The sequence below is a fragment of the Nocardia anaemiae NBRC 100462 genome, assembly GCF_001612725.1.
In the GTDB taxonomy this organism is placed as follows: domain Bacteria; phylum Actinomycetota; class Actinomycetes; order Mycobacteriales; family Mycobacteriaceae; genus Nocardia; species Nocardia anaemiae.
Window position 1 is genome coordinate 63,325 of the sequence record NZ_BDAZ01000008.1, and the last position, 11,045, is coordinate 74,369.

Sequence of the window (11,045 nt, forward strand, 5' to 3'; positions counted from 1 at the left end):
TGGCCGCGCGGGGAGCCGGTCCGGGACATCATCGGCCGTAGGATCCGGCTCCGCGGATCTCGCCATTGAGATCGACGTCCGCGCGGTGGTCCTGCTACTTTCAACAACCTACTCGCTCGAGATGTTCCACATTCCGGCGGCTGCCGTCTCCTCGGCGTAGTCGCGGAAATCTTTGGGTTCCCGGCCCAACGCACGCCGGACACCATCCGCGGTCTTGGAGTTCCTGCCGTCCAGCACCGTGCCGAACAGGTAGTCGAGCAGGCTGACGACGTCGGCGGGGACCTGGTACTCGGTCAGTGCCGCAACGAAATCCGTGCGTGAGATCGGAATGAACGCGACCTCGCTTCCGGTTGCCGCGGCGATCTCCGCGACGGCCTCGGCGAAGGTCAACGACCTCGGCCCGGTCAGTTCGTAGAGCTCGCCGCTGTGCCCGTCCTCGGTCAACGCGGCGACAGCGACATCGGCGATATCGTCGGCATGCACGAACGGTTCCGGTACATCACCATTGGGCAGCGCCACCTCACCCGCGAGCACATATTCCAGGAATGCGCCTTCGCTGAAGTTCTGGGCGAAGAAGCTGCAGCGCACGATGGTCCAATCGAGACCCGAGCCCTGCACGATCTGCTCACACGCCACCGCCTCCGGTTCGCCGCGGCCGGACAGCAGGACGAGCTTGCGCACACCATTGACCTTTGCCGCATTGGTGAACGCGCGGATGGTCTCGGGCGCACCCGGCACCGCCAGATCCGGTTGGAAGGCGATGTACACCGCGTCCACGCCGAACAGCGCCGGTGTCCACGTGCTTCGATCGGACCAGTCGAAAGGGATCTCGGTGGCGCGGGAACCGATCCGGACCGGATGCCCGGCCTGCCGGAGCCGGGTCGCGACGCGACTGCCGGTTTTGCCCGTACCGCCGGTGACGAAGATGAGGCGCTGGTCGGAGCTGCTGTTTGTCATGTTCTCAGTACATCGGCGCGGTGCGCGACGAAACATAGTTCAGCGACTCGTGATCATGCGTCAGCGTCTACTGTTTGTGGAGTGGATGCGCTAGCCAGTCTGCTCGAAGGACCACGCGCCCGAAGTGCGTTCGTCATGTGTTCACTGCTCGATCCGCCGTGGTCGCTGCGCATCCAGGACCGGGCGCCGCTGACGGTGGTGTCGATGATCCGCGGCACGGCCTGGATCATGACCGATGCGGCGGACAGTAAGCCACGGCAACTGGACGCGGGCGATATCGCGATCTTCCGCGGACCCGACCCGTATACGGTCGCCGACGATCCGGCCACCGCACCGCAGATCTTCATCGATCCGGGCAATGTCACCAAGACCGCCGACGGTGAAATCCTCTGCGAGACACTGAGTCTCGGTGTACGTCAATGGGGGACCGACGCGGACGGCGCAACTCTGATGGTTACCGGCACCTACGAGTCCGCGGGCGCGGCGAGTCAGCGGCTGTTGCGCGCCCTGCCGCCCGTGATCGTGTTGCGGCGCGGCGATTTCGACACCCGACTGCTCGACATCCTGATCGACGAGGCCACCAAGGACGAGCCCGCACAGGGTGTGGTCCTGGACCGGCTGCTCGATATGGTGCTGATCACGGCCCTGCGCGCCTGGTTCGCCCGCAATGACGCGCCCGCCTGGTATCACGCCTACAGCGATCCGCTGGTCGGCAAGGCGCTGCGGCTGCTGCAGCACAATCCGGCGCACGGCTGGACGGTCGCCAGCCTGGCGGACGCGGTCGGAGTGTCGCGGGCCGCACTGGCCCGCCGGTTCACCGATCTGGTCGGTGAGCCGCCGATGGCCTTCCTCACCGAATGGCGGCTGGCTCTGGCCGCCGACCTGCTGCAGGAATCCGATGCCACCATCGAATCCATTGCCCGCCAAGTCGGCTACGGCAGCGCGTTCGCACTGAGCACGGCATTCAAACGCCACTTCGGCGTGAGTCCCCGCGACCACCGGCAGGGCAGCACTCCGGCTGAGCTATCGTCGGCCGGGTGACACAGCAGTATCCGGTCCTCTGGCCGATGCCGACCCGCTGGGCCGATAACGACCACTACGGCCACGTGAACAACGTGACGTACTACTCGTACTTCGACACCGCGGTCAATGCCTGGCTGATGCACGCCACCGGCACGGATATCCGCGAACTCCCCGCCCTCGGCGTGGTCGCCCAAACCTCCTGCCAATACCACGGCTCCCTGAGCTTTCCCGACCAACTCCAGGTAGGCCTGCGCATCTCCCGCCTCGGCCGCTCCAGCATCACCTACGACCTGGCCATCTTCCGCGAAGCCGACGACGCCCTGGAACTTGCCGCCACCGGCACCTTCGTGCACGTGTACGTGGACAATGAAACCCGGAAACCGGTGGAAATCCCGGAAGTAATCCGCACCGCTGCAACAGCCCTGGTCACAGATTGAGCGTGCCGGGCGATGTCGGCGCCGAAGACATTACTGAATTCCTCAATCTTGCTGTAGGCGCCTCACCTGAACACGGCGACTACCTCGTGTAGGGCGCGGTTGACGGTGGCTGGTAGGTAACCAAAGAGAGGAATCCTGGAGATGACCTTGGACGAACTGCTGACGGTTGGGCGGGCAGCAGCCGAGGAAGGCTGCCGACTTCTGCGGACTGCTGAACCAGGAAAAATAGCGGCCAAAGGTGACCGTGACTTCGTTACTGATCTCGACTTACGCATCCAAAAGAAAGTCTGCCAATTTCTCAGCATCCGAACCCCGGACGTCGGATTTATCGGAGAAGAAGCTGGCGAGCATGAAAAGTCCGACCACGGACAGCCCTATCGCTGGATACTCGACCCCATCGACGGCACATCGAATTTCATCCACGGCATCCCCATGTGTGCGGTGTCATTAGCCTTGGTGCACAAAGACATTCCGGTGATCGGAATCATCAAGGCGCCATTCCTGAATCTGGAGTACCACGCGAGTGCGGGGCAGGGCGCCTTCAGCAATGATGTCCGTATAGGAGCAAGTCGCACTAGTTCTCTCGAGGATGCGATCGTTTCGATCGGTGACTACGCCGTCGGAGTCGATGCCTCCGAGGAGAATAGGCGGCGATTCGCCCTGACGACTGCGCTCGCGGAACGCGTCGAGCGAGTGCGCATGATCGGATCGGCCGCCTTGGATCTCGCCTGGGTCGCCGATGGGCGCCTCGACGGGTGCGTCATGCTGTCCAATAAGCCGTGGGACACAGCGGCCGGAGTGCTCATCGCACGCGAAAGCGGCGCTGTCGTAACCGATTCCGACGGCAGCGAACACAGCCTGACTGCCGCACATACCATTGCGGCCAGTCCGGCCATTGCCCCGCTCCTGCTCGATTTGGTCGCGACCACCCGGTAGCAACCTGTCAGGTCCGGTCCTCAGAACGCTCGAAACACCAGCCATGCAAATGCTCGAAACGTGCACGAGAAGCCGACACCAGGACCAGTAGGCCAGGAAACGAAAAGCCCTCGGCAGGTGCCGAGGGCTTTTCGTGTTTACGTACTTACAGTGCCTTGAGTTCTTCGGTGACCGCTCCGACGGACTTCTTGGCGTCGCCGAAGAGCATGGAGGTGTGGTCGGCGTAGAACAGTGGGTTGTCGATACCGGCGAAACCACTGTTCATCGAACGCTTGAGCACGATCACGCTCTTGGCCTGGTCGACGTTCAAAACGGGCATCCCGTAGATCGGGGACGAGGAGTCCTCGCGGGCGGCGGGGTTTGTGACGTCGTTGGCGCCGATCACCAAAGCCACGTCGGTGCGGGAGAATTCGCCGTTGATGTCGTCCATTTCCTTGAGCGCATCATAGGAGACTTCGGCCTCGGCCAACAGCACGTTCATGTGGCCGGGCATGCGTCCGGCGACGGGGTGGATGGCGTATTTGACTTCCACGCCCTTGGCCTCCAACAACGATGCCATTTCCTTGACGGCGTGCTGGGCCTGGGCCACGGCCATGCCGTAGCCGGGGACAACGATGACCTGGTTGGCGTAGGCCATCTGGATCGCGGCATCCGCAGCGGAGGTGGCCTTGGCCTGCTTCTGCTCACCACCGGAAGCGCCGGGAGCGGTGCCGCCGCCACCGAATCCACCGGCGACGATGGCGGGGATGGAGCGGTTCATGGCCTTGGCCATCAGGTTGGTGAGGATCGTGCCGGACGCGCCGACGATCATGCCCGCCACGATCATGGCGGTGTTGTTCAACGCCAAACCCGCCGCGGCCGCCGACAAACCGGTCAACGCGTTCAACAGTGAGATGACCACCGGCATGTCCGCGCCGCCGATGGGCAGCACGACCATCAGCCCGAGTACACCGGCGAGCACGAGTACCGCGATCATCCAGATCTGGGGCACACCGTCTTTGGTGGCGCCGATACCGATGACCACCGCGGCCGCGATCGCACCGGCGAGCAGCAGCAGGTTCAGCGGCTGCTGGAGTTTGCCGATTCCGATCGGACGTCCGGGCAGGATTTCCTGCAGTTTGCCGAAGGCGATCAAAGATCCCCAGAAGGACACCGAACCGATGATCGCCGCGAACAGCGAGCCGATCACGATGTGCACGGTGGGTTCCTCATCGAAATGCGAAAAACCTTGGGAATTGAGGAATTCCGACCACGCGATCAACGCGACCGTGCCACCGCCGACACCGTTGAACGCGGCCACCAACTGCGGCATCGCGGTCATCTTCGTGAACTTGGCGGGCGGCACACCCAACACCACACCGACGACCAAACCGGCGACGATCAGGATCCAGTTGGAGGTGTGGCGGATCGAAATCATTGTCGCCACAACCGCGATCACCATGCCCGCCGCGGCGATCAGGTTGCCGCGCACCGCGGTCTTCGGTCCGGTCAAACCCATCAGACCGTAGATGAACATGCCGAAGGCGATGATGTAGAGCCCGTTGACCAGGTAGGTCACATTGTCGAAGGTATGCATCACGCAGCTCCCTCTGACCGCTCCGCGGAGGCAGCCTTCACGGGTGCGGCCTTCTTACCCTTGAACATTCCGAGCATCCGGTCGGTCACCACGAAACCACCGATAACGTTCAGGGTTCCGAACACGACCGCGACGAACAGAATGATCTGAGTCAGGATCGAGGGATCCTGCACATTCCCGAGAGTGACCAGCGCACCCAACACGACAATGCCGTGAATCGCGTTGGTACCCGACATCAACGGCGTATGCAGCGTATTCGGGACCTTGGAGATGACGGCGAACCCGACGAACCCGGACAACACCAGGATCGCGATATTGGCTAGCAGTTCGGTGTACATCAGGCATCCACCTCACGAGTAACACAGGAATCGGCGAGCACCTGGTCACTGAAATCGGGCGACAGCTTCCCATCGACCAACATCAACTCCAACAGCGCCGCAATATTTTTCGAGTACAACTCCGAGGCATGCTCGGGCATCGTCGCGGGCAGGTTCAACGGCGAGCAGATGGTCACCTCATGCTTGACCACCGTCTCACCGGGCTCGGTCAGCTCACAGTTGCCGCCGGTCTCACCGGCCAGATCCACGATCACACTGCCGGGCTTCATACCCTCCACCGCAGCCGCGGTCACCAGGCGCGGGGCGGGACGCCCGGGCACGAGCGCGGTGGTGATCACCACGTCGAAGCCCTTGATCGCATCCTCCAAAGCCTGCTGCTGCTTGGCCTTTTCCTCGTCGGTGAGTTCACGGGCGTATCCGCCCTCACCCGCGGCATCGATACCGAGATCGAGCCACTGCGCCCCCACCGAACGCACCTGGTCGGCCACTTCGGGGCGCACGTCGTAACCGGTGGTCCGTCCACCCAGACGCTTCGCCGTCGCCAACGCCTGCAGACCCGCGACACCCACACCGAGCACCAGCACCGTCGCGGGCTTCACCGTGCCCGCCGCCGTGGTCAGCATCGGGAAGAAACGCGTCGACTCCGACGCGGCCAGCAGCACAGCCTTGTAACCGGAGACATTGGCCTGCGAGGACAGGGCGTCCATCACCTGGGCACGCGAGATACGCGGAATCCCCTCGACGGCGAAGGCCTGCACCCCCGCCGCCTTCAGCGCCGGAATCTGGTTCTCGGCATTGCGCGGGGCCAGGAAGCCGATCAGGGTCTGTCCGCTGGTCAGCTTCGCCACCTCGGCGTCACTCGGCGGCGCGACCTTCACGATCACATCGGCCGACCACGGATCACCGATGGTCGCGCCCGCATCCACATAGGCCGCGTCCGGAATGAGCGCACCGAGTCCGGCGCCCGCTTCGACCACTACGTCGACGCCCTGCTTCAGCAGGCTCGGAATGATCTTGGGCACCAATGCGACGCGCCGCTCGCCCGCGTTCGACTCGCGAACGACTCCGACACGCGCTCCGCGCGGCGACTGGTCGCCTACGCTCTGCGTTGTCTCCACTTGTCAGACTTCCTTCTCTGGCTCAGCTTCAAGCAACCGGTCACGGCCGGGACGATGTTACTTCGGAGTAAGTTCGTCCAAATCCTCGCAACTGTACCCGGCTCGCGGTGAGCGTAGCTGAGATGGCGGTCACAAGTTGCGGCCGGATTCCGCCGTTATGTCGGATTCGCGACCATCACTAGGTTCCAAATCCTGGTAGGCGCGACGCAATACCTTCCGATAGTGACATGCGTCATGGCCGAGTATTTCCCGGTGAGCGGTAAGCCGTATGGTCGGCGGTGTGAACGACTGCGTCTTCTGCCGCATCGCGGCGGGACAGGCCCCGGCGACCAAAGTCTACGAGGACGACACGCTGTGCGCATTCCTGGATATTCGCCCGATCGCCCGCGGCCACACCCTGGTCATCCCGAAGCGACACGCAGCCGAATTGAAGGATCTGGACGCCGAATCGGGTGCGCATATCTTCCGCGCCGGACACCGGCTCGCGCTGGCGATCAGACGCAGCGATCTGGCCGCGGACGGCGCCAATCTCGTCCTCAATGACGGCACCGCGGCCTTCCAGACCGTCCCGCACGTGCACCTGCACGTGATCCCGCGTCGGCACGGCGACAAACTGAGCTTCGCCGCCGGACTGCTGCTGCGGCGCCCGCACGATCCCGAGTCCACCGCGGCCGCCATCCGCGCCGGAATATCGGCATTGGCACACGACGACAAGACCAGCGCCGAGGAGCAGGAATGACCGACTCGACCCGGGAACGGACGGAGCTGACCGGCCTGCTGTCCGAGCAATGGGAGACGATCGCGACCCTGGTCGCCGATCTGGACGAAGAGCGTTGGCGCACACCGTCTCCGCTGCCGGGCTGGACGCTGTTCGATGTGGTCGCACACGTCGTCGGGACGGAGTCCTGGCTGCTCGGCGAGCGCCCGCCCGCGCATGATCCGATCCGGCCCAAAACCGATGTGACCACGCTGCCGCATGTGCGCAATGAAACCGGTGTGCTCAACGAGATCTGGGTCGACCGGTTGCGGCCGCTGTCGGGTAAGCGACTGCTCGAGCTGTACCGCGATGTCATCGACCGCAGGCGTGCGGCGCTGGCATCCTTCGGAGATGCGGAATGGCAGGCCGAGACCGTTTCGCCGATCGGCAAGGTCAGCTATGGCCGGTTCATGCGGGTGCGACTGTTCGACTGCTGGATGCACGAACTCGATATCGCCGACGCGCTCGGCATTTCCGTCGACGAGGGCGGCCCGCGCGCCGAGCGGGCCTTCGGCGAACTCACCGCCACCATCGGGCGGGCGGTGGCGAAGGGTGCGCAGGCGCCGGACGGATCGCGCATCACCTTCGAGCTGACCGGTCCGTTGCCGCAGACGCTGCATGTCGCGGTGGACGGCCGCGCCAATATCGTCGAGGAACTGGACGCACCCGCGACCGTGGTGGTTCGGATGGGTTCCGGTCTGTTCGCCCGACTGCGCGGCGGACGCACCACCGCGGATGCACACGAAGGCGAATTCACCATCTCCGGCGACGCCGAACTCGGTAACCGACTGGTGCGCAGCCTGGCCTTCACCATCTGAGCCCCGTGCGACTCTTCCTGTCCAGCTACCGATTCGGCGCACACTACGACCGGCTCGCCGCGCTTGTCGGCGAGCCGGGCCGAGTCGCGGTGATTCCCAATGCCTGCGACGCCTGGCCAGCGGCCTGGGCGGGTGCGGTCACCAGTGACGTGACCCCGCTGCGCAAGCTCGGATACTCCCCCGACGTGCTCGATCTACGCGAATTCATCGGACGCGCAACCGAACTGGAAGCCACCCTGACCGAATACCCACTGGTGTGGGTGCGCGGCGGCAATACCTTTGTCCTGCGCGCCCAATTCGCCCGCAGCGGGGCCGATTTCGTACTGCCGAAGCTGCTTGCCGCCGACGCACTCGTGTACGCCGGGTACAGCGCCGGGGCGTGTCTGCTGACCCCGGATCTGCACGGCCTGGAATCCATCGATGACCCTGCCGAGGTCGGACCGGCGTGCGGTATCGAACCGCAATGGGACGGACTGGGTTTGGTGGATCATCGCATCGTGCCGCATCTGGATTCCGCAACCGATCCGGATGGTGCGTCCGCGCTACTCGCCGCTCGCTATCGGGCCGAGGGCATCGCGCACTGGGCGCTCACCGACGACGATGTCGTCGTGGTCGACGGCGACGATCTCGCGATCCTGCGATAGGCCGCGGAACACCACCCAGCGCATCGCGCTATACATATAGACCGCCTCGCAGGCCCCCGCCAGCAACCGGGACAGGTGATATTCCAAACCCAGTGCGGCCAGTCCGCTGCCGACGCCGAGTATGAAGGCCAGGTAGTTGATCACCACGACAAGCACGTAGACCACGGCCTGTCTGCCGACCGGCGCATGCGAGTGGAAGTTGAAGGTGCGATTGAGCACGAAGCTGAGCCCGAACGCGCAGATATAGGCCACGGTGACCGACAGCCATACCGGCAGTCCCAACCAGCCGTGCAGCACCGTGAGCAGCGCCAGATCGATACCGAAGGTGCAGCCGTTGATCAGCGCGAAACCTAGAAACGTCGGGGCGACAAGGCGATTCAGCCCCAACGGCAGCCGCGCGACGACGACCTCGCACCAGCGGGAGAAGCCCGCCACGAGGGTCTCGGTACTCGTCACGCCGCCAGCTTGTCAGCGGCAGGTGTCCACCAGGTGATCGTCCAGGAAACAAGATCAGATGGAACCCGATCCCGATCAGCCGATCCGGGTGAGCGCTGAACGGCGGTCCAGGGCGGACCAGGCGACGAGGCAGCGGCGGCGGGTGACGTCGTCGACATCGTCGAGGAGCGCCTCGAGCAGGAGGCGAGGGTTGCGGTGCCACTGGTCGGACAGAGTGGCGACGGTGGTCTTGCCGAACATGCCCGAGCGATCCAGTGCCGTAATCCATTCGGCGATATCGCCAGCGTGAATGCGGCGCAACGAATCCGGATCGATGCCCCCGTCGACGACTTCATAGGAGAACACGGCAGCGACCAAATCACGGTAATCCGGCGACTCGACCTGCATGAGACCTCCTCGGCACGCCTGCGCGCCTACTGGAATCGGACGGCGCCCCGAACGGGCGCCTTGTCCGGAATTCTTATCGGCGGACGGACCCGGCACCACTGGACCGGCCCACATCCCGCTGGGCTCGGTGTTGTAGCAAACCTCCAGGGAGAACCGGACGCGCGGCTGTTACAGTCGGGCGCTCACCCTGGGCCGCGCCCGCCGTATAGCGTGATCTGTGTGGACCTGCATGACCTTATCTCCCGCCTGCCCGATGGCGCGGTACTCACCGATCCCGACCTGCTGGCGGGCTATCGGCAGGACTGGGCGCGCGATCCGAGCGCTGGCACACCGCTGGCCGTGGTCCGCGCGACCGGCACCGATGATGTCGCGGCGACGTTGCGGTGGGCGCACGAACACCAGGTCGCGGTGGTGCCGCGCGGGGCCGGATCCGGACTGTCCGGCGGTGCCACGGCCGTCGACGGTGGCATCGTGCTCAGTACCGAACGCATGCGCGCGATCACCGTCGACCCGGTCACCCGCACCGCGGTGGTCCAGCCCGGCCTGCTCAATGCCGAGGTCAAACGCACGGTCGCCGAGCACGGCCTGTGGTATCCACCGGACCCGTCCTCGTTCGAAATCTGCTCCATCGGCGGTAACGCGGCCACCAATGCGGGCGGCCTGTGCTGTGTGAAATACGGCGTGACCACCGATTATGTGCTCGGCATGGAGGTGGTGCTCGCCGACGGCACGGTGGTGCGGCTCGGCGGGCCACGGCTGAAGGATTCGGCGGGCCTGTCGCTGACCAAGATGTTCGTCGGCAGCGAGGGCACGCTCGGGGTGATCACCGAACTCACTCTGCGTCTGCTGCCCGCCCAACCGCCGCAGTCCACCGTGGTCGCGACCTTCCCGACGCTGACCGCCGCCACCGAGGCGATCCTCGGCATCACCGGCACCCTGCGGCCCGCCATGCTCGAGTTCATGGATGCCGTCGCGATCAATGCGGTCGAGGACGAGATGCGGATGGGTCTGGATCGCGAGGCTGCCGCGCTGCTGGTCGCCCGTTCGGACGCACCGGGCGAATTCGCCAGGCACGAGGCCGAGATCATGGTCGGCATCTGCGAAAAGGCCGGTGCCACCGAGGTTTTCCACACCGAGGATCCCGAAGAAGGCGAAGCCTTCACCGCCGCACGGCGTTTCGCCATTCCTGCGGTGGAGAAGATCGGGCCGCTGCTGCTCGAGGATGTCGGTGTTCCGCTGCCGCGGCTCGCCGATCTGGTCAATGGCATCGCGGCCATCGGGGCACGCAATGACGTGCTGGTTTCGGTGATCGCGCACGCCGGGGACGGCAATACCCACCCACTTATCGTGCACGATCCGACCGATGCGGCGATGACCGAACGCGCGCACCGCGCCTTCGGCGAGATCATGGACCTGGCCATCCAGCTCGGCGGCACCATTACCGGCGAACACGGGGTTGGCCGGTTGAAGAAGGCGTGGCTGCCAGATCAACTCGGCCCCGATGTGATGGCACTCACTCGCCGGATCAAGGATGCGCTCGACCCGCATGGCATTCTCAACCCAGGCGCGATTCTGTAAACGGAACATTCCCAGCCGCT

General features: G+C 64.7%; 13 protein-coding genes. 7 read left to right on the plus strand and 6 right to left on the minus strand.

Annotated elements, in window-relative coordinates; genetic code table 11:
• Positions 1-108: 108 nt before the first annotated feature.
• A complete protein-coding gene (locus NA5_RS05855; RefSeq protein WP_062982706.1) occupies positions 109-957 on the minus strand; it encodes an SDR family oxidoreductase in 849 nt (282 codons plus the stop codon).
• An 81-nt stretch (positions 958-1,038) separates the two neighbouring features.
• Here NA5_RS05855 and NA5_RS05860 point away from each other — a divergent pair, with 81 nt between their 5' ends.
• The 3 genes from NA5_RS05860 to NA5_RS05870 all read left to right on the plus strand — a co-directional run bounded on the left by NA5_RS05860 (position 1,039) and on the right by NA5_RS05870 (position 3,353).
• Positions 1,039-1,998 carry an AraC family transcriptional regulator gene (locus tag NA5_RS05860; protein WP_062982708.1) on the plus strand — a complete coding sequence of 320 codons (960 nt, stop codon included), beginning with the start codon at positions 1,039-1,041 and terminating at the stop codon, positions 1,996-1,998.
• 26 nt (positions 1,999-2,024) lie between these two features.
• The gene (locus NA5_RS05865; protein WP_062983288.1) at positions 2,025-2,417 is read left to right on the plus strand and encodes an acyl-CoA thioesterase; all 393 of its coding nucleotides are present in this window, start codon (positions 2,025-2,027) and stop codon (positions 2,415-2,417) included.
• Between the two features lie 141 nt (positions 2,418-2,558).
• Entirely contained in the window at positions 2,559-3,353 is a 795-nt protein-coding gene (locus tag NA5_RS05870; RefSeq protein WP_062982710.1) for an inositol monophosphatase family protein, read from the plus strand.
• Positions 3,354-3,498: 145 nt separating this feature from the next.
• Here NA5_RS05870 and NA5_RS05875 read toward each other — a convergent pair whose 3' ends face one another.
• The 3 genes from NA5_RS05875 to NA5_RS05885 are packed head-to-tail and all read right to left on the minus strand — an operon-like array spanning position 3,499 to position 6,385.
• Complete coding sequence (locus NA5_RS05875) at positions 3,499-4,929, minus strand: NAD(P)(+) transhydrogenase (Re/Si-specific) subunit beta (protein WP_218020058.1); 1,431 nt, start codon at positions 4,927-4,929, stop codon at positions 3,499-3,501.
• Positions 4,929-5,267 (minus strand): NAD(P) transhydrogenase subunit alpha part 2, encoded by a 339-nt coding sequence (locus NA5_RS05880; protein ID WP_062982712.1) that lies wholly within the window; start codon positions 5,265-5,267, stop codon positions 4,929-4,931. The genes NA5_RS05875 and NA5_RS05880 overlap by 1 nt, the downstream gene beginning before the upstream one ends.
• Positions 5,267-6,385 (minus strand): Re/Si-specific NAD(P)(+) transhydrogenase subunit alpha, encoded by a 1,119-nt coding sequence (locus NA5_RS05885; RefSeq protein WP_062982714.1) that lies wholly within the window; start codon positions 6,383-6,385, stop codon positions 5,267-5,269. The genes NA5_RS05880 and NA5_RS05885 overlap by 1 nt, the downstream gene beginning before the upstream one ends.
• A gap of 280 nt (positions 6,386-6,665) precedes the next feature.
• Here NA5_RS05885 and NA5_RS05890 point away from each other — a divergent pair, with 280 nt between their 5' ends.
• Genes NA5_RS05890 through NA5_RS05900 form a run of 3 tightly spaced genes read left to right on the plus strand, consistent with a single transcriptional unit; the run spans position 6,666 to position 8,604 of the window.
• Positions 6,666-7,124, plus strand: a complete 459-nt coding sequence (locus tag NA5_RS05890; protein ID WP_174555198.1) for an HIT family protein — start codon at positions 6,666-6,668, stop codon at positions 7,122-7,124.
• Positions 7,121-7,960, plus strand: coding sequence for a maleylpyruvate isomerase family mycothiol-dependent enzyme (locus NA5_RS05895; RefSeq protein ID WP_062982718.1), 840 nt, complete (start codon positions 7,121-7,123; stop codon positions 7,958-7,960). Before NA5_RS05890 ends, NA5_RS05895 begins: the two co-directional genes overlap by 4 nt.
• A 5-nt stretch (positions 7,961-7,965) precedes the next feature.
• Complete coding sequence (locus NA5_RS05900; RefSeq protein ID WP_062982720.1) at positions 7,966-8,604, plus strand: Type 1 glutamine amidotransferase-like domain-containing protein; 639 nt, start codon at positions 7,966-7,968, stop codon at positions 8,602-8,604.
• Here the strand turns inward: NA5_RS05900 and NA5_RS05905 are convergent.
• Positions 8,503-9,060: a GtrA family protein gene (locus NA5_RS05905; RefSeq protein WP_084483919.1), complete on the minus strand. Its 558-nt coding sequence runs from the start codon at positions 9,058-9,060 to the stop codon at positions 8,503-8,505. The genes NA5_RS05900 and NA5_RS05905 overlap by 102 nt on opposite strands.
• 75 nt (positions 9,061-9,135) lie before the next feature.
• Positions 9,136-9,447 carry a hypothetical protein gene (locus NA5_RS05910; RefSeq protein WP_062982722.1) on the minus strand — a complete coding sequence of 104 codons (312 nt, stop codon included), beginning with the start codon at positions 9,445-9,447 and terminating at the stop codon, positions 9,136-9,138.
• 219 nt (positions 9,448-9,666) lie between these two features.
• Here NA5_RS05910 and NA5_RS05915 point away from each other — a divergent pair, with 219 nt between their 5' ends.
• Positions 9,667-11,025 carry an FAD-binding oxidoreductase gene (locus NA5_RS05915; protein ID WP_062983292.1) on the plus strand — a complete coding sequence of 453 codons (1,359 nt, stop codon included), beginning with the start codon at positions 9,667-9,669 and terminating at the stop codon, positions 11,023-11,025.
• Positions 11,026-11,045: the final 20 nt, after the last annotated feature.